Origin of the sequence: Microbacterium aurantiacum, from assembly GCF_021654035.1 — a bacterium.
GTDB lineage: Bacteria > Actinomycetota > Actinomycetes > Actinomycetales > Microbacteriaceae > Microbacterium > Microbacterium aurantiacum.
In genome coordinates this window covers 76,844-102,795 of the sequence record NZ_JAJPDW010000006.1, presented here as the reverse complement: position 1 = coordinate 102,795, position 25,952 = coordinate 76,844, and the positions used below count along the sequence as shown (strand labels likewise).

Sequence of the window (25,952 nt, the reverse complement as noted above, 5' to 3'; positions counted from 1 at the left end):
CGCACTCGATGTCGCTCCTGCGCTCGGCGCGTTTTCCCGCCGTCATGTTGCTCTCCGCAGCCGTTCTGGGTCTGATCGTTGCCAATTCGCCGATCGGGCCCGCGGTCGACGCCGCTAAACACACCTACCTCGGCATCCCCGGGGTCTTCGAGATGTCGCTCGGCCACTGGGTCCAGGACGGGCTCCTGGCCGTGTTCTTCTTCATCGTCGCCGTCGAACTGCAGTTCGAGCTCACCGCAGGGGAGCTGAACTCCGCGCGCAAGGCGCTGCAGCCGGCGATCGCCGCGGCGGGCGGGGTGGTGACGCCGATCGCGGTGTTCCTGCTCGTGGCCGGATCCTCGGACGCGTCCCGGGGCTGGCCGATCCCGACCGCGACCGACATCGCCTTCGCCCTCGGGGTGCTGGCCGTGTTCGGTCGAGGGCTTCCCTCCGGCATCCGGATCTTCCTCCTCGCCCTGGCGATCCTCGACGACATCGTGGGCATCGTGTTCATCGCCGTGCTCTTCACCAGCGACCTGAACCTGGGGCTGCTGGCCCTCGCAGCGCTGACCGTGGTGATCTTCGGTGTGCTCAGCAGGCGGATGGACACCCCGGCGCGCCCGCTGCTCATCGGCGTCCTGGTCGCCCTCGGCATCCTGGCCTGGGTCCTGACGTATCTCTCCGGTGTGCACGCGACCCTCGCCGGCGTCGCTCTGGGCCTCGCGATGGCCCAGCAGCCGGCGCTTCGGGCCCGGCATTCGCTCGAGCCGTGGGTCAACGGCCTCATCCTGCCGCTGTTCGCCTTCTCGGCCGCGCTCGTGGTCATCCCGCAGGTGACGCCGACGCAGCTCTCGCCGGCGTTCTGGGGCATCCTCCTGGCGCTTCCCGTGGGCAAGATGATCGGAATCAGCGTCGCCGGGTGGCTTTCTCTGCGGATCGGCAACCGCGGCGTCGCGCCGCACCTGTCCTTCGCCGACCTCCTCGCGGCGGGAGCGCTCGGCGGGATCGGCTTCACCGTCTCGCTGCTGCTGTCGGAGTTGGCGTTCGCGGATGAGCCGCTCCTGCGCGACGAGGCGACGCTCGGCGTTCTCGGCGGGTCGATGATCTCCCTCGTGCTGGCCGGAGTGCTCGTCTCCCTCCGCGCGCGGCACCACCGTCATCAGGCGATCGAGGTGCCCCGGTGATCGAGCCGACGGATGCCGTGCGCGCGGCGGTGGAGACGATGCACCTGGTACGTGAGCGGTGCGCATGGAGCCGGCGCATCACCCATCGCGACCTCGTGCCGTACCTGATCGAGGAGAGCGCGGAGCTCATCGAGGCGATCGAGACGGGGGATGCCGCCGAGATGCGCGAAGAGCTCGGCGACCTGCTGTGGCAGGTGCTCTTCCATGCCGAGATCGCCGCGGGAGAGCGGGGCGAGGCGTTCGACATCGACGACGTCGCGCGGGGGCTGTCGGAGAAGATGATCCGCCGCCACCCGCACGTGTTCGGCGACGCGGTCGCGACGACGCCCGAAGAGGTGCTCGTCCACTGGAACGCCGCGAAGGCCGCGGAGAAGAGTGCGCGCACGAGCGTCCTGGACGGCGTCAGCGCGCGGATGCCGTCGCTCGCCCTGGCTCAGAAGCTGCTCGGCAAGGCGGCCTCGGTGCCCGGGACGGCGGCGCCCGCAACCGCTCCCGGCGCTCCGGCGAGCGAGGACCAGCTGGGTGAGGCGCTCCTCGCCCTGGTCGCCGTCGCACGCGCGGAGGGCTGGGACGCCGAGCGCGCCCTTCGCAGCCGTCTGCGGTCCCTCACGGACGACATCCGTGCCCAGGAAGGCCGCGCCGGCACGGTCTGACGCGCGTCGCGCGCCACTACCTGGGAAGATGGTCCGGTGCCCTCCGTGAACGCCCCGCGCGGCATGCGCGACTTCCTCCCCGCCGACAAGGCCCGCCGCGAGCGCGTGCTCGCCACGATCCGCGACCGCTATCGCGCGCACGGTTTCGACGAGATCGAGACGCCGGTGATGGAGGAGTACAGCCGCCTCCACGCGGGAATCGGCGGCGACAATGAGAAGCTCGCGTACAACGTCCTCCGCCGCGGACTCGACGCCGACGCGGTGCGTGCCGCGGCCGAGGATCCCGCGTCGCTGACCGATCTCGGGCTGCGCTACGACCTGACCGTCCCGTTGGCCCGGTTCTACGCCACCCACCGCGGCGTGCTCCCCGCGGTGTTCCGGGCCGTGCAGATCGCGCCCGTCTGGCGAGCCGAACGTCCGCAGAAGGGTCGGTACCGCCAGTTCGTGCAGTGCGACATCGACATCATCGGCGATCCCTCCGCGCGCGCCGAGGCGGAGCTCGCGGTCGCGACCCTGGACACCCTCGATGCGCTGGGGCTCGCGGGGGCGGAGATCCGGGTCAACGATCGACGCATCCTGGACGCCATGCTCGCGCAGTTCGGATTCGCCGAGGCCGAGCGTCCCGGCGTCCTGATCACGATCGACAAGCTCGACAAGATCGGACCCGACGGCGTCGAGCGCGAGCTTCTCGAGCGCGGTGCGGGAGCGGATGCGGTGGCCGCCTTCGCCGCGTTCCTCGCCCGCCCGGCGTCCGCCGCAGAGCTCCCGTTCGGCGAGGAACGCATCCGGGCGGCGCTCCCCGAGGGAATCGACGAAGAGATCATCCGGCACGTGGCCGGGATCGGCGCGGCCGTCGCCGCCGCGCGCGGGACCGGGACAGCGCCCGTCGTCTTCGACCCCTTCCTCGTGCGGGGAATGGGCTACTACACCGGAACGATCTTCGAGCTCGCCCATCCCGCCGTCACGTACTCGCTGGGCGGCGGCGGCCGATACGACGGCATGATCGGGAGGTTCCTCGGTCAGGACGTCCCGGCCGTGGGCTTCTCGATCGGATTCGAGCGCATCGTGGACCTGCTCGAAGAACACGGCGAGAGCCGCGCGCCGGCCGTCGTGCTCATCCACGACCGCGACGTGCCGCTGGCGCAGCTGCTGGCGGCGAAGACACGACTGCTCGACGGCGGGGCCCGCGTGCGAGTGGAGCAGCGCCCGAAGAACCTCAAGGCACTCCTGGAGCGCGCTGCCGCCGACGGCTACCGGTCGTTCGTCACCCTCTCGGCGGACCAAGATGTCGACGCACTGGAGCAGCGGCCTCTGAGCTGAGCCCCGGCGGGCGCGCACGTGTGGTCGCCTTCCGTTCACCCGCGCGACGTCTGCATGGGGTCCACTTCGGGGATGCAGGGCACCCGCACACTCATCCGGGTGTCCGGGGGAGCGGTGATCCTCACCCTCCTCGCGCGCACGACGCTCGCCCGCCAGGCGGCCGTCGCGCGCCGACGCATCGGGAAGCCTCTCGGGGAGGACGCGCTCGACGCGGACCGGGTCTGGGGTGCACGGCGCCGCGGCGCGCCGCTGCATCTGGTGCTGCTCGGAGACTCGATCGCGGCGGGACTGGGCGCCTCCCGCCCCAAGGAGACTCTCGGCGGACGTCTGGCGAAGGGCATCTCCCGCGCGCTGGATCGGCCGGTTCACCTGCACACCCTTGCGCAGGTCGGGTCGGAGTCCTCCGCGCTCGCCGGTCAGGTCGCTCGGCTGCCGCGCGGGCTCCGACCGGATGCCGCGGTGATCGTCGTCGGCGGCAACGACGTCACCCATCGACGGCCGGTCATGCGCTCCGCCGCGCATCTCGCCGAGGCGGTGCGGGCGCTGCGGGAGCGCGGCATCCCGGTGATCGTGGGCACGTGTCCTGACCTCGTGGCGCTGCGGCCGGTCCCGCAGCCGCTCCGCACGCTCGCGGGCCGGTTGTCGCGTCGCCTCGCCTTCGCCCAAGCGCGGGAGGCGGCGCGCGCCGGGGGCGTGGTGGTGTCCCTGCGCGCGACCGTCGGGCCCGTCTTCCTCTCCCGCCCGGAGGAGATGTTCGCGATGGACCGCTTTCACCCCTCGGCTGCGGGGTACCGGCGCACGGCGGAGGCGTTCATCCCGGCGATCATCCAAGCCCTCCACGCCGTGCGGGTTGACGGGGACCGTCCGGGGCCGGTTGGCTGAGGCGATGGCATCCGATATCGACTCCGCGACCTGGCGTCGCGTCGACGCCTATCTGTCGGCGCTGCTCGTGGGGGAGGACCCGGCTCTCGACGCCGCCGTCGCGGCGCAGCGGGCGGCGGGCCTGCCGGCGATCGAGGTCGCGCCGGTCAACGGGAAGTTCCTGCATCTGATCGCGCGGATCTCCGGAGCCCGGCGGATCCTCGAGATCGGCACGCTCGGGGGGTACTCGGCGATCTGGCTCGCCCGCGCGCTCCCCGACGACGGTCTCGTGATCTCGATCGAGGCCGAGCCCGCGAACGCACGACTCGCCCGGGCGAATCTCGATCGTGCCGGCCTCGGTGGGCGCGTGCAGATCCGCGAGGGGCGCGCGCTCGACGTCCTCCCCACCCTGTCCGGTGAGGCTCCGTTCGACCTCGTCTTCATCGACGCCGACAAGGAGTCCAACGCCGCCTACCTGGACTGGGCCGCGCGACTGGGCCGCCCGGGCACCGTGGTGATCGTCGACAACATCGGCCGCGGCGGCGCGGTCGCCGATCCGACGAACTCCCGACCCGATGTGGTGGGGACGCGGCAGGGTCTGGAAGTCCTCGCCCGCGATCCGCGCTTCGAGGCCACCGCCCTCCAGACGCTCGACGCGAAGGGCTACGACGGCTTCGCCGTCGCCGTGGTGGTGTGACCCTCCTGCGGCGACGGCCCCGCGCCTCTAGAGTGGTCTCGGACCGACGACGCTCCCGATATCCACTCATCCCCGGACATCACCCCTCCACGACACAAGGAGTCACCCAGTGGCATTGATCGAGGCTGTAGGCGCACGCGAGATCCTCGACTCGCGCGGAAACCCGACCGTCGAAGTGGAGGTGCTCCTCGATGACGGTGTCGTCCAGCGTGCCGCGGTGCCCTCGGGCGCATCCACCGGTGCCTTCGAGGCGTACGAGCTGCGGGACGGCGACAAGAGCCGGTACTCGGGCAAGGGCGTGCTCAAGGCCGTCGCGGCCGTCATCGACGAGCTCGGCCCCGCCATCGAGGGCGTCGAGGCGAGCGAGCAGCGCGTCGTCGACGAGATCCTCATCGAGACCGACGGCACCGAGAACAAGTCGCGGTGCGGGGCCAACGCCATCCTCGGCGTCTCCCTCGCCGTCGCCAAGGCCGCCGCGGACGCCGCGGACCTGCCGTTGTTCCGCTACCTCGGCGGCCCCAACGCCCACGTCCTCCCCGTTCCGCTGTTCAACGTCATCAACGGCGGCGAGCACGCCGACAACGGCATCGATTTCCAGGAGTACTTCCTCGCCCCCATCGGCGCGGAGACCTACTCCGAGTCCCTGCGGTGGGGCACGGAGATCTACCACGTGCTCAAGAGCGAGCTGAAGGCGGCCGGCTTCAACACGGCGCTGGGCGACGAGGGCGGTTTCGCGCCCGACCTGCCCAGCAACCGCGAAGGCCTGGACTTCCTGATGAAGGCGATCGAGAAGGCCGGGTTCGCCCCGGGCACCGACATCGCCGTCGGCCTCGACGTCGCCGCCACCGAGTTCTTCTCGGAGGGTGTCTACACCGTCGAGGGCAAGGCCTGGTCGGCTGACAAGCTCACCGACTACTTCGCCGACCTCGTCGCCAACTACCCGATCGTCACGATCGAGGACGCCCTGGCCGAGGACGACTGGGACGCGTGGAAGGGCCTGACCGACGCGATCGGATCGAAGGTCCAGCTCGTCGGCGACGACCTCTTCGTCACCAACCCGCAGCGTCTGCAGCGCGGCATCGACCTCGGCGTCGCGAACGCGCTGCTGGTGAAGGTCAACCAGATCGGAACCCTGTCCGAGACGCTCGACGCGATCGCCGTGGCGACCCAGAACGGCTACCGTTCCATGCTGTCGCACCGTTCCGGCGAGACCGAGGACACCACGATCGCGGACCTCGCCGTCGCGGTCAACTGCGGTCAGATCAAGACCGGTGCGCCTGCGCGCAGCGAGCGCGTCGCGAAATACAATCAGCTTCTGCGTATCGAAGAGGAACTCGGCGACGCGGCGGTCTTCGCCGGGCGCGGAGCGTTCCCCCGATTCAAGGGCTGATACGCGCCGGACAGCGTAGGAGAGGGGGAGCCGTGGTGGACACGACGGCTCCCCCTTCCCGTCCCCCCCGACGTCCGCGACGAGAGGGACGATCGGCGCCGGACGTGCGGGCGTGGCTCACCGGCATCCGGTCGTCCGGTTTCGCCGCCATCATGCTCGGACTCGTCGTGCTCGCAGCCTTCGTGCTGGTGCCGACCATCGGGACCTACCTCGACCAGCGTCAGCGCGTGGCGGCGTTGGAGGAGGCGGTCGAGGTGGGCGAGGAGCGCGTCGCCGACCTCGAGGCGCAGCGGGAGCGCTGGACCGACCCGGCCTACATCACCACCCAGGCGCGGGAACGACTGTACTTCGTGGCGCCGGGCGAGGTGGTCTACCTCATCGACAACGATCTTCCGCCGCAGGATGTGCCGCAGGAGCCCGCGGCCGTCAGCGACGAGGTGCAGACGACCCGGACCGACTGGATGGGGCAGATGGTGCGGTCGATCACCGAAGCGGGTCTCTCGCGCACGGTGACCCGGACGACGGAGCCGTGACACGCGTCGGGGTTCGTCGACGCCGGCGCCCCCAGCTACCCTCGAAGACGTGACCACGCCTCCCTTCGCACCCCTGAGCGACCGCGACCTCGTCGTCCTCCGCGCGCAGCTCGGACGCCCGGCGCGCGGCGTCGTCGGTGTCGCCGCACGCTGCGTCTGCGGAAATCCCACGGTGGTGGCCACCTCCCCGCGGCTCCCGGACGGCACGCCCTTCCCGACCTTCTACTATCTGACCCATCCGGCGGCGACGGCCGCGATGTCGACCCTCGAGGCGACTCAGGTGATGCCCGCGTTCGCCGAGATGCTTCACGACGAGGGCGTCGCCGAGGCCTACCGGGCCGCGCACCGCGCATATCTGGAGGATCGGACCCTCTTCGGCGACGTTCCCGAGATCGAGGGCGTCTCCGCCGGGGGGATGCCCACGAGGGTGAAGTGCCTGCACGCCCTCGCCGGCCACGCGCTGGCCGCCGGCCCGGGTGTGAACCCCATCGGCGACCTCGCGCTGGAGCGGTCCTCCTGGTCGCCGGATGTGTGCGTGTGCGCAGAACCGGCGCCGGGCGGATGATCGCGCTCGGGCGGCGGATCGGCGGCGGCCTGGCCGCGGCCGCACTCGCCGTCACGCTCGGCGTCGCACCGGCGTCCGCGGCGACCGACCCCACCCCGTCGCCCGTTCCGTCGTCCGTGGACCCTGTCCGCGACGCGCAGTACTGGCTCGCCGACTACGGGATCGAGGATGCCTGGCGGACCACCCGCGGAGCCGGCGTGCGCATCGCCGTCATCGACACCGGCATCGGCCGCGGCCCGGTGGAGTTCCAGGGCGCCGTCGTCGCCGGCACCGACGTGTCCGGGATCGGGTCGGCGGACGGACGTACTCCCATCGGCGCCGTCGACGGCAATCACGGCAGCTGGGTGGCCTCGCTCGCGGCGGCACGCGGGACGGGACCTGGAACGGGAATGATCGGCGTCGCGCCCGAGGCCGAGCTCATGGCCGTGTCGGTCGGCTTCGGCTCGGCCGCGACGGTGCCGTTCGTGGAGCAGATCGCCGAGGCGATCCGCTGGTCGGTCGACAACGGGGCCGACGTGATCAACATGTCGCTCACCACCAACACCCCGGACTGGGATCCGAGCTGGGACGACGCGTTCCTGTACGCGTTCGAGCACGACGTCGTCGTCGTCGTGGCCGCCGGCAACCGCGGCAGCGGCACCACCGCCGTCGGCGCGCCCGCGACCATCCCGGGCGTCCTCACGGTCGGCGGGGTGGACCCCCGAGGCCGAGCGAGCGTGGAAGCGTCCACCCAGGGCATCACCATCGGGGTGGCGGCGCCCAGCGAACGGCTGCTCGGGGTCTCCGCGGACGGACGCGTGGTCGTCTGGGACGGCACCAGCGGTGCCGCGCCGATCGTGGCGGGTGTCGCGGCCCTTGTCCGCGCCGCTCACCCCGACCTCGACGCGGCGAACGTCATCAACCGGATCGTCTCGACCGCCCGTCCGGTCGCCGGCGCCGAGCAGCCGGTGGACCCGCTCTACGGTCGCGGCCTCGTGGACGCGGCCGCCGCCGTGCGAGCCGACGTCCCCGCGGTGACGGCGAACCCGATGGGGAGCCTGACGGAGTGGATCCGGCTCTATCGACGCGCCGACAGTGGGCCGGCCCCGAGCGTGCCCAGCGAACCGGTGGAGATCGAGCCGCTGCCTCCGGCGGATGCCGCGGGGCGCGCGGTGTCGCCCCTTCTCCCGACGGGAGAGACCGTGCTCTACGGGACGCTTCCGCTGACGCTTCTCACCACCACCGCTATACTGTTCACGCTCGGCGTCACTGCAGCTGTCCGACGCATCCGATTGGCGTCCCGGACGCCGAGCCGCTGACACCCGAGGAGTACTTCCCACCGTGACGAACACTGTGCCCAAGATCCTGATCGTCGGCGGCGGATATGCGGGCTTCTACACGGCGTGGAAGCTCGAGAAGCATCTGCGCAAGGGCGAAGCCGAGGTCACCATCGTCGACCCGCTGCCCTACATGACCTACCAGCCCTTCCTCCCCGAGGTCGCCGCCGGCTCCATCGAGGCGCGCCACTCGGTGGTGGCGCTGCGTCGGCACCTCTCCAAGACGAAGGTCGTCGCGGGCAAGGTCACCGGCATCACCCACGCCGACAAGACCGCCACGATCACCCCGTCGGTGGGGGAGCCCTACCAGGTCCGGTACGACCAGATCGTCGTCACCGCCGGCGCCGTCTCCCGCACGTTCCCCATCCCGGGGATCGCCGACAACGCGATCGGTCTGAAGACGATCGAGGAGGCCGTCGCCATCCGCGACCGTCTGACGGCGAACTTCGACAAGGCCGCGCTCGTCCCGGCGGGTCCGGAGCGCGACCGCCTCCTCACCGTCGTCGTCGTCGGAGGCGGTTTCGCCGGAATCGAGGTCTTCGCCGAGCTGCGGTCCTACGCCTCTGCTCTCCTGAAGAAGTACCCCGAGCTGCGTTTCGAGGACACGCACTTCCACCTCGTCGAGGCGATGGGGCGCATCATGCCCGAGGTGTCGCTGAAGACGAGCGAGTGGGTGCTGAAGAACCTCGCCGAGCGTGGTGCGGCGGTCCACCTGGACACCCAGGTCACCGGAGCGATCGACGGCAACATCGAGCTGTCCACCGGGGAGACGATCCCCAGCGACCTGATCATCTGGACCGCCGGCGTCATGGCGAACCCGACGGTCGTGCGCGGCGGGGACCTGCCCGTCGAAGAGCGCGGTCGCATCCGTGCGCGCGCGGACCTGCGGGTCGGCACGGCGGAGGCGCCCCTCGAGGGAGCATGGGCCGCGGGCGACGTCGCCGCGGTCCCGGATCTCTCCGGCGGTGGGGTCGGCGGCTACTGCGTGCCCAACGCCCAGCACGCGGTGCGCCAGGCGAAGCTGCTCGCGAAGAACCTCGTCGCGGTCCTGCGCGGCGAGGAGCCGAAGGAGTACGTCCACAAGAACCTCGGCGCGGTGGCCGGTCTCGGCCTCGGCATCGGGGTGTTCCAGTCCGGCAAGATCGCGATCAAGGGGCTTCCGGCATGGTTCGCGCACCGCGGCTACCACGGCCTGGCGATGCCCTCGTGGGAGCGGAAGTTCCGCGTCCTGTGGGGCTGGTGGAACAACTTCTGGCTTGGTCGCGACATCGTGAACCTCTCCACGGTCCAGAACCCGCGCTACGTCTTCGAGGAGTTCGCGGCCCGTCCGAGGCCGGCCCAGCCCGCGGTGACGCCGCCCGCCGAGCCCCGCGAGCAGGGGAAGATCGCCGATCAGCCCGAGAAGGTCGAGGCCGACAAGGCCGCCGCCGCCGCGGGACGCTGAGGGGAGCGTGACGGCGTCGGTGCGCCGGCGCCCCCGTAGCCCAATCGGCAGAGGCGGGCGACTTAAAATCGCTGCAGTGTGGGTTCGAGTCCCACCGGGGGCACACTCGGGAGGTCTGCGGCTCTAGGGTGGGTCCGATGAGACTCGACCTCGACGCCGCGGCATCCGCTGACCCGGTGTGGGAGGACCCCCCGCGCTATTGGGCGGACCTCACCCGTGCGGTGGACGCGCTTCCCGCCCCTGTGGCGGCGGTGCACCTGGGCGCCCTCCGGCACAACGCGCTGGATCTCGTCGTCCGTGCGGCGGGGGTGCCCGTCCGGGTCGCGACGAAGTCCGTCCGCTCCCGCGACATCCTCGACGCCGTGCTGGCGCTCCCGGGGTACCGCGGGCTCCTCGCGTACTCGCTGGCCGAAGCGCTGTGGCTCGCCGAATCCCACGACGACATCGTGCTGGGGTATCCGACAGCGGATCGCACGGCCCTCGCCCGGCTCGCGGGCGACCCGGACGCCGCCGCGAAGATCACGCTGATGATCGACGACGAGGCACAGCTCGACCTCATCGACGCGGTGGTGCCACCGACGGCGCGCCCGGAGATCCGTCTCGCGATCGACGTGGACGCGTCGTGGCGCGCGCCCGCGCTCGGCCACGTGGGCGTGCGGCGCTCGCCCGTCCACGAGCCGGCCGAGGCGGGGCGGTTGGCGCGGGCCGTGGTCGCGCGGCCGGGGTTCCGGCTCGTCGGCGTGATGATGTACGAGGCGCAGGTGGCGGGTGTCGCGGATGCCGGTTCGGCGGCGATCCGGTGGATGCAGCGTCGAAGCGTCGCAGAGCTGCGGGAACGACGCGCGGCGGTGGTCGCCGCGGTCGCGGCGGCGGCGCCGCTGGAATTCGTCAACGCCGGCGGCACCGGGTCGCTGGAGACATCGGCAGCCGACACCGCTGTGACCGAGGTGACCGCGGGGAGCGGACTGCTCGCCGGTCATCTCTTCGACGGCTACCGCCGCTTCCGTCCCGCGCCCGCCTCCGCCTTCGCCGTCGACGTCGTGCGGATGCCGACACCGGGCGTCGTCACGGCGTCCGGTGGCGGGTGGGTGGCGTCGGGGCCTGCGGGAGCCTCGCGGCTCCCGACCCCGGTGTGGCCGAGCGGCCTCCATCTCCTCCCTCGGGAGGGCGCGGGGGAGGTCCAGACCCCTGTCGCGGGGCGGGGGACGGCATCCCTGCGCGTCGGCTCGCGCGTGTGGTTCCGCCACGCCAAGAGCGGAGAGCTGTGCGAGCACGCCGAGCGACTGCAGGTCGTCTCGGAGGGCCGGGTCGTCGGCGAGGTGCCGACCTACCGCGGAGAGGGACGGTCGTTCGCATGACGCGCCCCGGTGGTCGCTGGCAGAACTGGGGTCGCACCGAGCAGGTGCGCCCCCGTCGCGTCGAGCGTCCGCCGTCGGTGGACGCGGTGCGCCGCGCGGTCGATGCCGCGGCCCGGCGCGGACTGCGTGTGAAGGCGGTGGGCGCCGGTCACAGTTTCTCGGCGATCGCCCTCGCCCCCGACATCCTGCTGGATCTCGACGAACTCTCGGGGCTCGTCGACGTGGACCGAGGACGGGGCCTCGCGACCTTCGCCGCGGGCACGCGCCTCCACCGCATCCCGGCGCTCCTCGCGCCGTACGGTCTCGCGATGGAGAACCTCGGTGACATCGATCGGCAGAGCCTCGCCGGCGCCATCAGCACGGGCACCCACGGCACCGGCATCCGGTTCGGGGGTCTGGGGAGCCAGGTCGCCGGGATGACCCTCGTCACCGCCGACGGCGAACGGGTCACGATCACGGAGGAGGACGGAGAACTGCTCGATGCGGTCGCCGTCTCGCTGGGCGCCCTCGGTGTCATCGTCGAGGTGACGCTGCGGTGCGTCCCGGCGTTCGTGCTGGCCGCGCAGGAGCGCCCCGAGCCCCTGCAGGAGGTCTGCGACGACCTCGCCGGACGTTCCGAGCGGGACGACCACTTCGAGTTCTACTGGTTCCCGGGAACGGACCTCGCGCTGACGAAGTCCCAGCAGCGGCACCCCGCTGACACGCCCACCCGCCCGCTGTCGGCCGGAGCGCGGTTCCTCGAGGACGTCGTGGTCGGCGGGGTGCTCCACCGGGCGGCGTGCGCGACGGGAGCGCTGCTTCCCGCGAGCGTCCCCTCCCTCAACCGTGTGTCGACGCGGGCGTGGGGTGGCAGGGACTTCTCCGACGCCTCCGCGGCGGTGTTCGCGACCCGTCGGTCGGTCCGCTTCGCGGAGATGGAGTACGCCGTCCCGATCGAGCGGCTCGTGCCCGCGTTCGAGGCGGTGCGTGATCTGATCCGGCGGCGCGGATGGCGGATCTCCTTCCCGATCGAGGTGCGCACGGCCGCCGCGGATGCGGCGTGGATGTCGACCTCGCACGGGCGCGAGAGCGGCTACATCGCCGTGCATCGCTATTGGCGGGAGGATCCCGGCGCCTACTTCGACGCCGTCGAGGAGATCCTTCTCGCCGAGGGTGGTCGCCCGCACTGGGGGAAGATGCACGCGCAGGATGCGGCGGTGCTGGCATCGCGGTACCCCCGGTTCGCCGACTTCGTCGCGGTGCGCGACCAGTGGGATCCTCACCGGGTGTTCGCCAACCCCTACATCGAGCGCGTCCTCGGTGGGTAACGGCTGGGAGTCGTGCCGCGCACTTCGGGCCCGAGAAGCGCCTGACTAGGATGAAGGGAAACCTCGAACGGAGTCTCGCGCTATGTGGGAATGGCTGATCCCCGTGCTGATCGTGGTGGCGCTCGTCGTCATCGCCGGCATCTATCTGTGGGCGACCTACAACTCGCTGGTCCAGCTCAACGTGCGCGTCGACGAGGCGTGGAGCGACATCACGGTCCAGCTGAAGCGCCGGGCCGATCTCCTCCCGAATCTGATCGAGGCGGTGAAGGGGTACGCCGCCCACGAGAAGGCCGTCTTCGAGAACGTCACACGCGCGCGCGCCGAGACGCTGTCCGCGTCGGGCCCGGCGGATGCGGGTGTCGCCGAGGGTCACATGCAACAGGCGCTGAAGTCGCTGTTCGCGGTCGCGGAAGCCTATCCGCAGCTCCAGGCGAGCCAGAATTTTCTCCAGCTCCAGCAGGCGATCGTGGACACCGAGGACAAGATCCAGGCGTCGCGCCGCTTCTACAACGGCGGCGTGCGCGAACTGAACACGAAGATCAAGGTGTTCCCGAACAACCTCTTCGCCCGCAACCTGGGCTTCCACGAGCGGGAGTTCTTCGAGGTGGTCGACGGGGCGGCGATCTCCGAGCCTCCTCGCGTGCAGTTCTGAGCCGTCCGGGGAACCCGCTCCGTCGTCGGCGCCTCACCACACGGTGAGGGTGATGCCGTCCGATCCGACGGCGAACGATCCGCGGAGCGTCCAGGTGTCCGAGCGATAGGTGACGTCCCGCGGAGCACCCTCGCGGTCGGTGCCGCGTGCGGTGACGATGAGCACACCGCCCGACGCGACGAACGTGTCGGCGTCGAGGTCCTCCACGCGCGGCATCCGGTCGATGCGGAACCGCAGGTCGTCGAGCGCGACGAGGTCCGCGGGCCACGGGATGCGCATCCCGCAGTTCGCGGGGGTGCTCGTCGCCGGGACCGTGCAGGCCGCGGCATAGTCCGCGATCGCCCCCTGGGCGGCTTCGAGGGCCGCCTCGGTCGGGATCGCCTCGATCGCGACATCCTGATCCGTCCCGGGGAACACCGCCGCCTCGGTCGCCCCGTCCAAGAGGTCCTCGGGGTCCGCCGTCACCGGGTAGAGGCCGGGCAGGAGCGACACCTCCCCGGGGGCGGGGACACGAGCCCCTCCCACACGCACGGCGTCTCCGCGCGTCGTCTCCACGCGCAGCACGCCCCACATCCCGTCGGCGACCCGCCACCGGTCGCCGTCGTCGACGAGCACCAGGCGGGCTGTCGCGGTGTCCCCGGCCAGGCCGAGAGTGAGATCGAACGTCGCCCGCTCGGCCGTCTGCTCGATGAGCACGACCTCTGCGGTGTCCACCGCGGAGGCGCCGTCGAGCGCCTCGACGGCGAGGGAGGCGGCCGCCGGAGGATCGACGACGAGCGCGACGGCCGCGGGACCGTCTGCGGCGATCAGCGCCTCCGCGAACGCCTGCGCGGTGTCCTCAGCCGTCTCCGCACGCGGCGGCAGGACGGCAAGGAGGACGGCTCCGGTGATCGCGAGCGCGACGGCGCCGCTCACGACGAGCGCGACGACGGATCTGCGAGGCACGGCTTCACGCTAGCAACCGCCCGCGGGGCAAGGGCGCATGTCTGATCCGGTATGCGGCGCGCTTAGACTGGCCGGATGGACGGCTCCGAGGACCCGCGGCGCGGTTCGCTGTTCGACGCCTTCCGGGATCGACGTCGGGTGGTCTCCACGGATCTCACCGATTCGATTCCGCGAGGTCTCCGCATCGCGACCGCCTACGCCTGGCGTTTCCTGCTGATCGCCGCCGCCATCGGCGTCGGCATCTGGCTCGTCATCCAGTTGAAGCTCCTGGTGATCCCCCTCCTCGTCGCGATCCTGTTGAGCGCCCTCCTGTGGCCGTTCTTCACGCTCATGCTCCGCCACCGCTTCCCGCGCTGGCTCGCGATCGTGATCTCGCTCCTGACGACCATGGCCGTCGTCTCCGCGCTGGTCTGGCTCGTGGTGTGGCAGATCAGCCGGGAGCTGCCCCGGGTGCAGACGCGCACCGTGGAGGCCTTCGAGCGGTTCCGGCAGTACCTGATCGACGGACCTCTCCACCTCACCTCGCAGCAGATCGACGACCTCCTCGGCGAGGGATGGCAGTTCCTGCAGGATCAGGCCTCCGTCGTCTGGTCGGGAGCACTCGCATTCGGAACGACCATCGGGCACGTGGGTGCCGGAGCGCTCCTGGCCCTGTTCATCCTCATCACCCTCCTCGCCGACGGCGGCGGTATCTGGAAGTGGACCCTCCGCCTGTTCCCCCGCCGCGCGCGCCGTCCCGTGGACGGTGCCGGACGCGCGGGGTGGCGGACCGTGGTGATGTACGCGCGCACCCAGCTTCTGGTGGCCACGATCGACGCGGTCGGCATCGGTGTCGGAGCGTTCCTCCTCGGGGTGCCGCTGGCGATCCCGATCGCGGTACTGGTGTTCCTCGGCGCGTTCGTCCCGTTCGTGGGTGCGATCGTCACGGGGGCGATCGCGGTGTTCATCGCCCTCGTGTACAACGGGCCGTGGATCGCGCTGTGGATGCTCGTCGTCGTCCTGGTCGTGCAGCAGGTGGAGAGTCACATCCTCCAGCCGATCCTCATGGGCGCCGCCGTCAAGGTCCACCCGCTGGCCGTCGTCCTCGTGGTCGCGGGCGGCGCGATGATCGCCGGCATCCCCGGCGCGCTGTTCGCCGTCCCCTTGGCGGCTTTCGTCAACGTCGTGGCGGTGTATCTCGGATCCCGCGCCTGGGAGTCCGGGAATGCGCCTCAGGGTGACCTCATCTGGAGCACCGTTCCCCGAACCAAGAAGGGCCGTTCGTGAACGCCACGATCCCGGCACTCGCCGACTTCGCGGATGCCGCACGCGTCCTCGACGGCGTCATCGCCCGCACCCCCCTCGACGAGTCCCTCCATCTGAGCGACCTCCTCGGTGTGCCCGTGCATCTGAAGCTCGAGAACCTCCAGCGCACCGGGTCGTTCAAGATCCGCGGAGCGACCTATCGCCTGTCGCGTCTCACCGTCGAGGAGCGCGCCCGCGGTGTCGTCGCCGCATCGGCGGGGAACCACGCCCAGGGCGTCGCCCTCGCCGCCAAGGCGCTCGGCATCCCGGCCACGATCTTCATGCCGCTCGGGGTGCCGGTACCGAAGCTGCTGGCCACCCGCGGCTACGGCGCCGACGTCATCCTCGAGGGGGCGACGGTCGAGACGCCGCTCCGGCTCGCCGCGGACTTCGCCGAGCGTACAGGCGCGGTGTTCATCCACCCCTTCGACCACCCGGACGTCATCGCGGGGCAAGGGACCCTCGGGCTGGAACTCATGGACGACCTCCCCGATCTCGACACCATCGTGATGAGCATCGGCGGAGGCGGCCTCGTGGCCGGTGTCGCCGCCGCCGTGAAGGCGCGCGCCGCGGCGGAGGGGCGCAGCATCCGCATCATCGGCGTGCAGGCCGAGAATTCCGCCGCCTACCCGACCTCACTCGCCGCCGGCCACCCTGTCGACGTGGAGACCCGTCCGACGATCGCCGACGGGATCGCCGTGGCGCGTCCCGGGAATCTGCCGTTCTCGATCATCCGCGACCACGTGGACGAGGTGGTCACCGTCTCGGAGGACGACATCGCCCGCGCCCTGCTCGTCCTGCTGGAGCGCGCGAAGCAGGTGGTGGAGCCTGCCGGGGCGGCCGGGGTCGCGGCGATCCTGGCCGGCAAGATCCGCGCCGCCGGTCCCACCGCCGTCGTGCTCTCGGGGGGGAACATCGATCCGTTGCTCCTCCAGCGGGTCGTGGCCCACGGGCTCGCCGCCTCCGGACGATACATGACCCTGCGCATCCCGCTGCCCGATCGGCCGGGACAGCTCGCCCGCGTGTCGGAGCTCCTCGCGCTTGCGGGTGCCAACGTGACCGAGGTGCTGCACACGCGCCACGGTCAGGGGCTCCAGATCAGCGAGGTCATCCTGCAGCTGAGCGTGGAGACGCGAGGCGAGGAGCACCGGGCGCACGTCATGGACACGCTGCGTCAGGCCGGCTTCGATCCGATCGTCGTCCCGGACTGAGCGCGGATGGGGCGATCCCGCCCCGCCCTCCGGCTCACTGGTATCCCTCGACACAACATACCGACGAGAGCGCCCTGTGCGCCCCTTCTGCAGACGAATCTGGCGATTGATGGCCTCGAGGCCGTCGGCGTCAATCTCGAGGCTTAGGAGCGACTTTTGCATGCGTAGGGTCGGGGGGTCGGGTTGCCCCGCGTGCCCATCTCCTCCCGGAGCCTCCCTCTTGCGCCTCTGGTGCGGATCCTTCGAAAAGGCCGGCACGCTTCCGCAGGTCAGCTGTTCTCGCTGGGGTTGTCGTGGCCGGTGTTCTCCTTGTAGTCGGGGGAGTGGCCTTTGCGGTGAAGACGGGAGTCGACTGTCGAGAGCATCGCCGGCGGCTACCGGGCTTGCTGAGTGCAGTCATCCTGACCGGCTCCGCGACTCTCGATGACTGGCGACCTGGGATCAGCGATGTCGATCTTGTGCTGATCACCGCTCGGCCTGTCGCGTCGGCTGACTGGGCAGCACTCGCCGACATGCACGCGGCAACGAAAACGGGAACCGTGATCGACGGCGTCTATCTCACGGAATCCCAGTTGGTAGCTGGCCCTGACGAAGTCGACGCAGCCCCTCAGGTTGTAGGGGAAGAGCTGACGGCCGAAGCACGGGGCGGTGAGCTGACCTGCGTGACCTGGCTTCAACTTCAGCGCGGTATCGAAGGGACCATATCCGACGATGGAGTCCTTCGCTGGGTGCCCTGTTCGCGGCGTTTCCCAGCGGCGCTGGATGATGCGAAGGCGTTCTCGAGATCCAACCTGACGGAGTACTGGGCACCGCTTGCGGCGCAGGCTCGCGAACGCCTCGCCGGTCGCTCCAAGACAGCAACGATCGACGCCGACACTTTGCAGTGGATAGCGCTGGGCCCTGCCCGACTCGTTGCCACGTTGGAACGAGACTCCATCATTTCTAAGACCGAGGCGGCATCCTTCGCCTCTGGGAGATGGCCCGAGTTCACTGATCTCCTTCTCCGGGCGGCGGCGTCTCGAGCGGGCGAGGAGGTTGAGTTCACGGTGTCCGATGCTTGGTTCGCCCTCGAGCTCCTCGAGCGATGTGTCACCGCCGGCATGGACGCCCCATAGATGGCCTGCAGTTGGTGTGTCCTCGCTGGTGTCAACGGCGATTGCTGGTTGGTGGGCCCACGGCCCGCACATACTCGGACCAGGTGCATTCCGCGGCGAGCCGCAATGCGTCCTCGGGGAAGTACCCGATGAGCACTCGCTTCTCCGGGTCCTGGTCGTAGGTCACCGAGCGCAACAGACGCCGACCCCGCACCGTCACCACCCGCACAATCGCGATGCGTCGCGACTTGTCGAACATCAACCACACGCCCGGCTCCGGCGTCCGCTCGAGCTGCGACAAGGGCGTCCAGTGCTGCACCACCCGCACAGCGTAGAAGCAGCGCCAGACACCCCGCCCTACGTCTCCAGATAGGGCCGGGGTGAGTCCCTTAGCGTGGTGTCAATTCCTGCGGGGTCCTCGTCGTCGCTGACGTAGGAGGGCCATCGTGGGATGACCAGTTGTTTCCGGCAAGAAGCAAAGCAGAGATCCCACGATGACCCAGAACCAGTCTGCCCTCTCGACCCTGATCGGTGAAGTCCTCGCCGATCCCGACCTCGCGCATCAGGACGTGTTCCGGCGAATGCTGCAGGCCGGTCTGCAAGATCTTGTCGATGCGGAGGCGACGGCGAAGATCGGCGCCGGCCGTTACGAACGCTCCCCGGAGCGGACGACGCGCCGTAACGGGACTCGTTCGAAGGTGCTCGCGACCCCAGCCGGTGAGGTCGACCTCGCGCTTCCGAAGCTGCGGGAGGGGTCGTTCTTCCCGAGCCTGCTGCACCCCCGCCGCCGGGTCGACAAGGCCCTCTACGCGGTGATCTGCCAAGCCTGGATCGACGGGGTCTCGACCCGCAAGGTCGAGCAGCTGGTCCGCGCTCTGGGCAACGACACCGGCATCTCCCGCTCCACGGTGTCCCGCATCTGCAGTGAGATCGACGAAGCGGTGCAGGAGTTCCTTCACCGCCGGATCGATCACACCTGGTTCCCCTACCTGTTCCTCGACGCCACCTACCTCGACGTCCGCCACCGCGGCCGCGTCGTCTCCCAGGCCCTCGTCGTCGCGACCGGTGTCAGCGGAGAAGGCCGCCGGGAGATCCTCGGGATGGCCCTCGGGGACGCGGAAACCACGGATTTCTGGACCGAGTTCCTCCGCAGCCTCCGCGACCGCGGGCTGAAAGTCGCCACCGACGCCGACCCACTCGGCGTCGCCCTGGTCACAAGCGACGCGCACGCCGGCCTGAAGGCCGCGGTCAAGGCGATCCTGCCCGGAGCGGGATGGCAGAGATGCCGGGTCCATTTCGCCCGCAACGTTACCCAGAAGCTCGGATCCGTCCGCTCGAAGCCGGTCAACGCGCTGATCTCGACGATCTTCGCGCAGACCACGACAGAGTCAGTGACGGCGCAGTACAAGGCCGTCACCGACAGCCTCCGCTCATCGTTCCCCGAGATCAGCGAGATGCTCGATGCCGCCGAACCGGACCTGACCGGGTTCGCACCCCTGCCTCGCGAACACTGGCAGAAAGTCTGGTCGAACAACCCCATCGAGCGCCTGAACCGCGAGATCAAACGCCGCGCCGACGTCGTCCAGATCTTCCCCGACCGCGACAGCGTCACCCGTCTCATCGGCGCAGTCCTCCAAGAGCAACACGAGGAATGGCAATACGGAGAACGCCGCTACTTCTCCGACATCTCCATGCGCAAACTCATCCACACCCTCCGCGAGCACACCGAACCCGCACGCCCCGACCTCTACCTCACCGCCTGACCATCACCCACCCTCAGGAAACAACGAAATGACACCACGCCACGGGACTTGACCATAGGGCCGGCGATGGAGGCCGGCCACGGACGGGCGCTCACGCGCCCGACACTCTCACACGTCCCTACGGGCCGTTGTTCTGCCAGAAGCCTTCGGCATCGTACGGTCGGTGCAGCTGCACGCAAGCGGCTACGCCGCCGCTCCGGCGAGACTTTCCGGACGCGGTCGCTCCCGCTCCCTCACATCGCCCGGAAACTCCCGCTCTCCGCGCCCTCCGGGTTGCGCTGCGCCACCCCTCCCTGCTCGGCACATTCGTGCCTTCCGGCAAAACAACGGGAGGGGAAAGGGAACCAGAGATCATGAGCACCACCACCGCCACCGGCACCATCGAGCACGTCGACCCCGCGACGCTGACGATCGCGACGAACGTCCGCACGGACGTCAATCTCGGGAAGGAGTTCACCGACTCGATCCGCACGAACGGAGTCCTTCAGCCCATCGTCGCCACCCGCGACACCGGGGGAGCGCTCCACGTCCGCTACGGACAGCGCCGCACCCGCGCCGCGCAGGAGGTCGGACTGAGCACCGTCCCGGTGTTCATCGTCGACGCCAACGACGAAGACACCGCCAGCCGCATCATCGAGCAGTTGGTCGAGAACGAGCACCGCGACGCACTGCGCGACCACGAACGCGTCCAGGCGTGGAAGCAACTGGAAATCGAAGGACTCAGCGTCGCCCAGATCGCCAAGCGCACCGGCACCACCCGCGACACCATCAAGACCGGCCTTGCCGTGGCGGCATCCGTCACCGGAACCGAGTTGGTCGCAGGCGGCACCCTCACACTCGACCAGGCCGCGACGCTCATCGAGTTCGAGGGCGACCCCGAGGTGCTGGAATCCCTCACCCAGACCGCGCTGGATGAGCCCGACTACTTCCCCGTGGCCGTCGAGCGTGCCCGCCGAGAAGCGAAGGCCAACGCCACCCGCGCCACCGTCGCAGAGGCAGAAGTCGCCAAGGGGCACACGATCTTTGAAGAGCGCCCCTATACCGACCCCGCCTACGTGAGCCTGCACCACCTCCGGACCCCCGACGGTGAGCCGGTCAAGCCCGAGGACGTGGCCGGGAAGACCGGCGTGGCCGTGTACATCGCCGTGTGGGGTGAGGACGACGCTCACCTGTCGTACTTCCTCACGGACCACGAAGCCCACGGGTACACCCTCGCGGCCCACTACACCGCCCCGACCCCGGCACCGTCCGGCCCGATGACGGATGAGCAGAAAGCCGAACGGAAGACCCTGATCGCCAACAACAAGGAGTGGGATGCCGCCGAAACCGTCCGCCGCGAATGGCTCACCACACTCCTTACCCGTAAGACGCTCCCGAAGAACGCGCAGACGGTCATCGCGACCAGCCTTGCCACCGCCGGGGGAGTGATCGCCCAAGCCCTCGGCCACGGAAACACCGTCGCCGCGAGCATCCTCGGCATCACGGACGGACACGGATCGGCCCGGATCGCGGACTACCTCACCGCCCACCCCGCTCGCGCCGCGCACGTCACCCTCGCTCTCGTCCTCGGCGGCATCGAAGAGAGCACCAGCCGGTGGAGTTGGCGGAACCCCGAGGCGCGCACCGCGGCCTACCTCAACACCCTCGCCGCCTGGGGATACATCCTCACCCCCGTCGAGCGCATCGCCGCGATGCTCCCCACCGAGAACACCGACACCGACGCCCAGCCCGAGGACTGACAGCACGGGCACCCCGGCCACCGGGCCGGAGTGCCCGTGCCGGCGACGGAGGCCGACGGGTCGGCACGGAGGCCGACCTTTGACGGGCGCTCACGCGCCCGGCAGTCCATCTCGACTACTTCCCCGTGGCCGTCGAGCGCGCCCGCCGTGAGGCGAAGGCAACGCCACCCACCGTGCGACGAGCGTGTTCGAGGCCGACGAAAGCTTTCCGGTCGACTCTGAGCCGGGCACCCCGGCCTTACTCTCTTGAAGGCTCTGAAGTCACGATAAAGTCACCGATGATCGTGACTCCGTCGTTGAGATAGACAGGGATGACAACGTCCTTACCTTCGTTCTCCCGCTGCCAAGCAAGCGCTTCCTCCGGCGACTTGAATGTCTTCAGCGCGGACGAGCCATTGGCCGCGTCTAGCTCAGACTTTCGTACGTACCCCACTTGGCCGTTGCGTGCTTCGGCCTGTATGAGGTCAGGTTCCTCGTCAGGTGAACGAGCGTCGACTACTGTTCCGTAAGATTCTCCCTGAGCGTTCATGCTGTACTTGGGCGCGGGCATCGGTGTGGTCGCAATCTCTTCTCCAGCGCTCAGACCCTGAGGAGCGAGAAGGGTTGGGACGGTTGCGACGGCCGCGCCACCCGCAACCCCAAGTGCCAATACCAGTGCGCCAACGCCAGCTGTCTTGATCACTGCTGTGCGATTCATTCTGGTCTCCTAAGAGTTCTGGTTGGGCGACTTGAACGTGTAACTGGGGCTGTACGAGGAGCCGTTCCAGCCCCAAGTGACGCCATACGAGTACCAAGTGCCGCCGCCCGAGCGAGAGGTAACCCGGTCAAACCCAATTACGCATCCCGAGTTGTAGAGGATGCTGCTCTCCTGAATGAGGGTGTTTGCTGAGTTGAAGAGGCGTGCCCGTGCGCCACCCCACCCTGAGGGGATGCAACCGCTCGTTCTCCCCAGAAAGGTGTACGCCCCGGCACTTCCCGTTGAGGTGGAGATCGTCGCTTGATTCTTGTAAGAAACGCCATTGACTGTGAAATAGCCCCAACTGGAGCTAGCCTGCCCCGCTTGTGCGGCGGCGGGCGCGAGTCCGATAAGAAAGCCTGTCACTAGAAGTCCGGCAAGAACGCGACCGCGGGTTCTTGTGGGCTGATCGCGGTCTTTCATTTGCTGATCCCCCTCCGGAGCTTCATCTTGCGGGCGATTATTCCTTGCGGGTGAGATCGTGGCTAGCCCTATCTTTCATCGGGCTCGTGGCCGGAGTGAGTTGAGCGTCGGTGCGCTGGGTGACTGCCGGGGGCACTGATCGTGCCCACGGTGGCCGTCGTGTGGTGCCACGCCGGCGACGGACGCCGGCGGGTCGGCACGGAGGCCGACCTTTGACGGGCGCTGCGCGTCCGCGCCTGTTCACGTCCCTGCGGGCCGTTGGTTTGCCGTGGAGCCTTCGGCATCGTGCGGTGCTCGAGCTGCACGCAAGCGGCTGCGCCGCCGCTCCGGCGAGACTTTCCGGACGCGGTCGCTGACGCTCCCTCACATCGCCCAAAAACTCTCGCGCTGCGCGCCCTTCGGGTGGCGTTCCGCGCGATCCCCCTGCTCGGCACATTCGTGCCTCCACGGCAAAACAACGAGGAGGGGAAAGAGAGAGCACCATGAACATCGTCTCTGCCAGCACCGAAGGCCAGTTCCTCAGCATGATCCCGGCGTTGCTCGGGCACACCCCGACGCACTCGGTCGTCGTCATCCCGTTCTCGAACGGTCGCACGAAGGGTGCGATGCGGATTGACCTGCCCGACACCGCCCGGACCGATGCGGTCGCGCGGATGGCTACCGGTGCGATGTGCAAAGTCGAGGGCGCGGACGCATTTGCCGTCGCGTTGTACACCGACACCCCCGCCGATGCCGCGATCGCGGGACGGTTCGCCCACTACGCCACCGTGTGCGGCCTTCGCCTGATGGGAGCGTTCTACGTCACCGGGAACGCATGGGGCATCGTCGGCGCCGACACTACCCCCGAGCCGCTCCCCGACACCCCCGCGGGCCTTCCCACCGTCGAGGGGGACCAGCACCACGGGACACGCCTGCCCGACGTGGACCCCGCCGACCGTGCCGCGATGCTCACCGCGATGGTTCGCACCGACCCCGCAGACCTCGACTACGCGCGTATCCTCGACGCCGCCGAAAACGCCGCCACCAGCGACATCCTCACCGACGAGGCCCGCGCGATCCTCGCCGTCACCATGAGCCGCCCCGCGCTCCGCGACGTCGCTATCGTGTCGTGGGCAACGGACCGATTCACCGGCGACCGCGCCGCTGACGCGCAAAACGAGTGGGAGAACGGGGCGGAGTACCCGCAGGAGCTCGCCGCGATCATCTGGGGCGACGCACCCCGCCCCGACAGCACCCGCCTCACCCGCGCGCTCGAGGTCGCACGTCGTGTCGCCGCGACCGTCCCGGACGACATCAAGCCCGGCCCCCTCGCCGTGGCCGCGTGGCTGTCGTGGGCGCTCGGTCGCTCCACCCACGCCGACGCATACGCCGAGGAGGCCTTGAACATCGACCCCGAACACGGATTCGCGCGCATCATCCGCCAGTTCATTCAGGCCGGACACACCCCCGATTGGGCCTACCGGTCGTGAAGGGGAGGCGGGCCCTCCGGGCCCCCGCGCACCCCGGCCGCCCCGGGCCGGGGTGCCCCCGGCGACGGAGGCCGGGGAGCCGGCACGGAGGCCTGAGCGCGCGGGCTGTCGGCGGAGCGACGACCAGGGCTTTACGCATCGACGCGTGTATGTGCCCTGTTGCACCATTTGCTTAGCCGCGTCAGAGTGGATGTATGAGCGCTTCGCAGGTACGGGCACGAACCGTTGATCCACGTACCGCGGACCAGGAGATTGATGATCCGGTTTACCGCGTCTATTTCGTCGAGCGCGGTGGTGCTACGGAGGAATGGCAACTGTCGAACGCGAAGACGGTGGAAGAGGCGATGAGTTGGGCCCGAGAGGACGGCCGCAGCTTCGATCTCTACGCGGAGTATCCGACGTCTGCTACGGGAACCGGCCTTGTTCGCCTGGTGAGGGCCAAGTCCGAGAAGGATTGACCCTCAACCAACGTGAGTCATCACAGTTTCATCACGGAACCCAGAGGAACTGCGACGCTGCGTTCGGAATATTGAACGGGAGCAGCGGCGCGGATGCCGCCGCTGACGCAGAACCCCGAAAGTAGGCGCCTCGACTGATGCGAGTTCCACTACCTTCGCGGGGCACGTACCACGTCTGTCGCGGCCCGAAAACCGTGGAACTGTTGACGGTGACATTGTTGACGTAGTTTGACTCGGCAACGGTCCGCAACGTGGGAATGCTGTTGGCGGAGGTTTTTCCTAGAAGTCCCTGTACTCGAATCGGAATTGTGCTCACGGGTCCCTTGCAAGCAACTCGTGGTTTTGCAATCACGCTCTGAGAGCCTGACGACCAGTGCGGATTGTCGACTGTGAGGATGCACGTGTAGGACGCTGTCGCGGCGATCGTGATCCTCTCCCCGTCGGGTCCTCGATACTGACCAGCCTCGATCGTGAACTCGGCTACTGATGCAGAACCGTCAGGGTTTGCCATGGCATCCAGTGCAGGGTACTCGGGTAGCTGATCGATCGGAATTTCATCTGCCGAGGCGGACGTGCCGACGCCGAGACATGCAGCGAACAGGACACCTATCGCGAGTGCTACTGCGACCTTGCGACGGTCATTCACTTTTGTCATGGGAATTGCTCCTTAACTGGCTCTTCGCAATCAAGGGTGTAGTCGAGGTCTGAATCCGCCGGCCTCGAGCAGGCTGCGCGCGATGTAGTTGGTCAGGTTCCGGAAGCCGAGGGCGGAGCCTCGGAGGTGCTCGAGCCGCCCGTTGATCGCCTCGGTGGGGCCGTTGCTGGTGCCGGGTCGGTCGAAGAACGCGATGATGTCCGCGGCGCGCTGGCGCATGGTGCGGCCGAGCTTGCGAACCTCCACGAGCGCGGCCGGGACGCCGCCGGTGATGGCGTCGATCACGGCGCGCGTCATGGTCTTGCCCTTCTGTTTGTCGGGTTCTCGGTAGGCGGCGACGATGCGCTGGTAGATGCCCCAGGTCGCTTCGACTTCGACATGCTCCTCGCTCGCGAACACCGCGTCCAGGCGTGTCCGCTGACGATCGGTGAGCAGGCTCGCTCCGGTGTGGAGGGTGCGCCTCGCCTTGTAGAGCGGGTCGCCCTTGAGGCCGCGGTGCCCGGTGGTGTCCTGCTGGACCCGGCGACGGCAGACATCCAGCGCGTCACCGGCCAGGCGGACCACGTGGAAGGGATCCATGACCGGAACGGCGTGCGGGAGTTCTTCGGCGGCGGCGGTCTTGAAGCCGGCGAATCCGTCCATCGCGACCACCTCGATCGCCTTCGCCCACTCCTTCGGACGGGCCGCGAGCCACTGCTTGAACACAGCCTTCGAACGGCCCTCGACCATGTCCAGCAACCGCGCCGGCCCGGTCTTGTTCCTCGCAGGCGTGAGGTCGATGATCACAGTGACGTACTTGTCGCCGAGCCGGGTGTGACGCCAGACGTGCTCCGTAAGTTGTATCTCGGCCCCGGAGGGACAGGTCGTGGCTGAGATGTGCTTGTCCGCGGTGACTTTTGATGAGTGGCCGGCCGGT

At 69.3% G+C, this 25,952-nt stretch carries 24 protein-coding genes, 1 tRNA gene and 1 pseudogene; 21 read left to right on the top strand and 5 right to left on the bottom strand.

All coding sequences use genetic code 11. From position 1 onward, the window contains the following. Nucleotides 1–8 precede the first annotated feature (8 nt). From LTL01_RS12710 to LTL01_RS12645, 14 genes are all read left to right on the top strand, one after another. A complete protein-coding gene (locus LTL01_RS12710) occupies nucleotides 9–1,163 on the top strand; it encodes a Na+/H+ antiporter NhaA (protein WP_236968817.1) in 1,155 nt (384 codons plus the stop codon). Between the two features lie 38 nt (nucleotides 1,164–1,201). Continuing rightward, on the top strand, nucleotides 1,202–1,816 hold the full coding sequence (locus LTL01_RS12705; protein ID WP_082334784.1) for a nucleoside triphosphate pyrophosphohydrolase: 615 nt from the start codon (nucleotides 1,202–1,204) through the stop codon (nucleotides 1,814–1,816). A gap of 63 nt (nucleotides 1,817–1,879) precedes the next feature. Next, nucleotides 1,880–3,136, top strand: a complete 1,257-nt coding sequence (gene hisS / locus LTL01_RS12700) for a histidine--tRNA ligase (protein ID WP_236968865.1) — start codon at nucleotides 1,880–1,882, stop codon at nucleotides 3,134–3,136. Between the two features lie 72 nt (nucleotides 3,137–3,208). Beyond that, complete coding sequence (locus tag LTL01_RS12695; protein WP_236968816.1) at nucleotides 3,209–4,018, top strand: SGNH/GDSL hydrolase family protein; 810 nt, start codon at nucleotides 3,209–3,211, stop codon at nucleotides 4,016–4,018. A gap of 4 nt (nucleotides 4,019–4,022) precedes the next feature. Further along, the gene (locus tag LTL01_RS12690) at nucleotides 4,023–4,694 is read left to right on the top strand and encodes an O-methyltransferase (RefSeq protein ID WP_053548719.1); all 672 of its coding nucleotides are present in this window, start codon (nucleotides 4,023–4,025) and stop codon (nucleotides 4,692–4,694) included. A gap of 109 nt (nucleotides 4,695–4,803) precedes the next feature. Further along, a complete protein-coding gene (gene eno, locus LTL01_RS12685; protein ID WP_053548718.1) occupies nucleotides 4,804–6,084 on the top strand; it encodes a phosphopyruvate hydratase in 1,281 nt (426 codons plus the stop codon). A gap of 104 nt (nucleotides 6,085–6,188) precedes the next feature. Beyond that, nucleotides 6,189–6,617, top strand: coding sequence for an FtsB family cell division protein (locus tag LTL01_RS12680; protein WP_236968815.1), 429 nt, complete (start codon nucleotides 6,189–6,191; stop codon nucleotides 6,615–6,617). Between the two features lie 49 nt (nucleotides 6,618–6,666). Next, nucleotides 6,667–7,182 (top strand): DUF501 domain-containing protein, encoded by a 516-nt coding sequence (locus LTL01_RS12675; RefSeq protein WP_236968814.1) that lies wholly within the window; start codon nucleotides 6,667–6,669, stop codon nucleotides 7,180–7,182. After that, a complete protein-coding gene (locus LTL01_RS12670; RefSeq protein ID WP_236968864.1) occupies nucleotides 7,179–8,480 on the top strand; it encodes a S8 family peptidase in 1,302 nt (433 codons plus the stop codon). The genes LTL01_RS12675 and LTL01_RS12670 overlap by 4 nt, the downstream gene beginning before the upstream one ends. Nucleotides 8,481–8,514: 34 nt before the next feature. Further along, nucleotides 8,515–9,942, top strand: a complete 1,428-nt coding sequence (locus tag LTL01_RS12665; protein WP_236968863.1) for an NAD(P)/FAD-dependent oxidoreductase — start codon at nucleotides 8,515–8,517, stop codon at nucleotides 9,940–9,942. A gap of 29 nt (nucleotides 9,943–9,971) precedes the next feature. Next, nucleotides 9,972–10,045: transfer RNA gene (locus tag LTL01_RS12660), tRNA-Leu, on the top strand. Nucleotides 10,046–10,079: 34 nt separating this feature from the next. Continuing rightward, nucleotides 10,080–11,300 (top strand): alanine racemase, encoded by a 1,221-nt coding sequence (locus tag LTL01_RS12655; RefSeq protein ID WP_236968813.1) that lies wholly within the window; start codon nucleotides 10,080–10,082, stop codon nucleotides 11,298–11,300. Continuing rightward, nucleotides 11,297–12,607, top strand: coding sequence for a D-arabinono-1,4-lactone oxidase (locus LTL01_RS12650; RefSeq protein ID WP_236968812.1), 1,311 nt, complete (start codon nucleotides 11,297–11,299; stop codon nucleotides 12,605–12,607). Before LTL01_RS12655 ends, LTL01_RS12650 begins: the two co-directional genes overlap by 4 nt. An 82-nt stretch (nucleotides 12,608–12,689) precedes the next feature. Continuing rightward, a complete protein-coding gene (locus LTL01_RS12645; protein ID WP_053548714.1) occupies nucleotides 12,690–13,259 on the top strand; it encodes a LemA family protein in 570 nt (189 codons plus the stop codon). Nucleotides 13,260–13,292: 33 nt separating this feature from the next. Here the strand turns inward: LTL01_RS12645 and LTL01_RS12640 are convergent, their stop codons facing one another. After that, a complete protein-coding gene (locus LTL01_RS12640) occupies nucleotides 13,293–14,204 on the bottom strand; it encodes a hypothetical protein (RefSeq protein WP_053548713.1) in 912 nt (303 codons plus the stop codon). 75 nt (nucleotides 14,205–14,279) lie between these two features. Between LTL01_RS12640 and LTL01_RS12635 the strand changes: the two genes are divergently transcribed. The 3 genes from LTL01_RS12635 (at nucleotide 14,280) to LTL01_RS12625 (ending at nucleotide 17,814) form a co-directional block, all read left to right on the top strand. Next, nucleotides 14,280–15,470 (top strand): AI-2E family transporter, encoded by a 1,191-nt coding sequence (locus LTL01_RS12635; protein ID WP_053548712.1) that lies wholly within the window; start codon nucleotides 14,280–14,282, stop codon nucleotides 15,468–15,470. Next, nucleotides 15,467–16,699 carry a threonine ammonia-lyase gene (gene ilvA / locus LTL01_RS12630; RefSeq protein ID WP_053548711.1) on the top strand — a complete coding sequence of 411 codons (1,233 nt, stop codon included), beginning with the start codon at nucleotides 15,467–15,469 and terminating at the stop codon, nucleotides 16,697–16,699. The genes LTL01_RS12635 and ilvA overlap by 4 nt, the downstream gene beginning before the upstream one ends. A gap of 383 nt (nucleotides 16,700–17,082) precedes the next feature. Continuing rightward, nucleotides 17,083–17,814, top strand: a complete 732-nt coding sequence (locus LTL01_RS12625; protein ID WP_156305251.1) for a hypothetical protein — start codon at nucleotides 17,083–17,085, stop codon at nucleotides 17,812–17,814. Nucleotides 17,815–17,845: 31 nt separating this feature from the next. Here the strand turns inward: LTL01_RS12625 and LTL01_RS12620 are convergent, their stop codons facing one another. After that, nucleotides 17,846–18,115 (bottom strand): hypothetical protein, encoded by a 270-nt coding sequence (locus LTL01_RS12620; protein WP_156305250.1) that lies wholly within the window; start codon nucleotides 18,113–18,115, stop codon nucleotides 17,846–17,848. Between the two features lie 172 nt (nucleotides 18,116–18,287). On the opposite strand from LTL01_RS12620, the gene LTL01_RS12615 reads away from it, so the two are divergent. Next, on the top strand, nucleotides 18,288–19,556 hold the full coding sequence (locus LTL01_RS12615; protein WP_236968811.1) for an IS256 family transposase: 1,269 nt from the start codon (nucleotides 18,288–18,290) through the stop codon (nucleotides 19,554–19,556). A gap of 353 nt (nucleotides 19,557–19,909) precedes the next feature. After that, nucleotides 19,910–21,295 carry a ParB/RepB/Spo0J family partition protein gene (locus LTL01_RS12610; RefSeq protein ID WP_236968810.1) on the top strand — a complete coding sequence of 462 codons (1,386 nt, stop codon included), beginning with the start codon at nucleotides 19,910–19,912 and terminating at the stop codon, nucleotides 21,293–21,295. Nucleotides 21,296–21,533: 238 nt separating this feature from the next. On the opposite strand, the gene LTL01_RS12605 is transcribed toward LTL01_RS12610, so the two are convergent. Continuing rightward, entirely contained in the window at nucleotides 21,534–21,992 is a 459-nt protein-coding gene (locus LTL01_RS12605) for a hypothetical protein (protein WP_197273019.1), read from the bottom strand. Between the two features lie 944 nt (nucleotides 21,993–22,936). Between LTL01_RS12605 and LTL01_RS12600 the strand changes: the two genes are divergently transcribed. Both LTL01_RS12600 and LTL01_RS12595 read left to right on the top strand, forming a co-directional pair. Beyond that, on the top strand, nucleotides 22,937–23,923 hold the full coding sequence (locus LTL01_RS12600; RefSeq protein WP_236968809.1) for a DUF4192 family protein: 987 nt from the start codon (nucleotides 22,937–22,939) through the stop codon (nucleotides 23,921–23,923). 194 nt (nucleotides 23,924–24,117) lie between these two features. Next, on the top strand, nucleotides 24,118–24,381 hold the full coding sequence (locus LTL01_RS12595) for a hypothetical protein (protein WP_236968808.1): 264 nt from the start codon (nucleotides 24,118–24,120) through the stop codon (nucleotides 24,379–24,381). A 31-nt stretch (nucleotides 24,382–24,412) separates the two neighbouring features. On the opposite strand, the gene LTL01_RS12590 is transcribed toward LTL01_RS12595, so the two are convergent. Further along, nucleotides 24,413–25,036 (bottom strand): hypothetical protein, encoded by a 624-nt coding sequence (locus LTL01_RS12590; protein WP_236968807.1) that lies wholly within the window; start codon nucleotides 25,034–25,036, stop codon nucleotides 24,413–24,415. 30 nt (nucleotides 25,037–25,066) lie between these two features. Further along, nucleotides 25,067–25,879 (bottom strand): annotated as a pseudogene (locus LTL01_RS12585) (ISL3 family transposase); the annotation flags it as partial. Nucleotides 25,880–25,952: the final 73 nt, after the last annotated feature.

Coding starts and splice junctions, on each gene's coding strand:
- LTL01_RS12710 (WP_236968817.1), top strand. CDS start 9: ATGTCGCTCCTGCGCTCGGCGCGTTTTCCCGCCGTCATGTTGCTCTCC.
- LTL01_RS12705 (WP_082334784.1), top strand. CDS start 1,202: ATGCACCTGGTACGTGAGCGGTGCGCATGGAGCCGGCGCATCACCCAT.
- hisS (WP_236968865.1), top strand. CDS start 1,880: ATGCGCGACTTCCTCCCCGCCGACAAGGCCCGCCGCGAGCGCGTGCTC.
- LTL01_RS12695 (WP_236968816.1), top strand. CDS start 3,209: ATGCAGGGCACCCGCACACTCATCCGGGTGTCCGGGGGAGCGGTGATC.
- LTL01_RS12690 (WP_053548719.1), top strand. CDS start 4,023: ATGGCATCCGATATCGACTCCGCGACCTGGCGTCGCGTCGACGCCTAT.
- LTL01_RS12670 (WP_236968864.1), top strand. CDS start 7,179: ATGATCGCGCTCGGGCGGCGGATCGGCGGCGGCCTGGCCGCGGCCGCA.
- LTL01_RS12655 (WP_236968813.1), top strand. CDS start 10,080: ATGAGACTCGACCTCGACGCCGCGGCATCCGCTGACCCGGTGTGGGAG.
- LTL01_RS12650 (WP_236968812.1), top strand. CDS start 11,297: ATGACGCGCCCCGGTGGTCGCTGGCAGAACTGGGGTCGCACCGAGCAG.
- LTL01_RS12645 (WP_053548714.1), top strand. CDS start 12,690: ATGTGGGAATGGCTGATCCCCGTGCTGATCGTGGTGGCGCTCGTCGTC.
- LTL01_RS12635 (WP_053548712.1), top strand. CDS start 14,280: ATGGACGGCTCCGAGGACCCGCGGCGCGGTTCGCTGTTCGACGCCTTC.
- LTL01_RS12615 (WP_236968811.1), top strand. CDS start 18,288: ATGACCCAGAACCAGTCTGCCCTCTCGACCCTGATCGGTGAAGTCCTC.
- LTL01_RS12610 (WP_236968810.1), top strand. CDS start 19,910: ATGAGCACCACCACCGCCACCGGCACCATCGAGCACGTCGACCCCGCG.
- LTL01_RS12605 (WP_197273019.1), bottom strand. CDS start 21,992: ATGAATCGCACAGCAGTGATCAAGACAGCTGGCGTTGGCGCACTGGTA.
- LTL01_RS12600 (WP_236968809.1), top strand. CDS start 22,937: ATGAACATCGTCTCTGCCAGCACCGAAGGCCAGTTCCTCAGCATGATC.
- LTL01_RS12595 (WP_236968808.1), top strand. CDS start 24,118: ATGAGCGCTTCGCAGGTACGGGCACGAACCGTTGATCCACGTACCGCG.
- LTL01_RS12590 (WP_236968807.1), bottom strand. CDS start 25,036: ATGACAAAAGTGAATGACCGTCGCAAGGTCGCAGTAGCACTCGCGATA.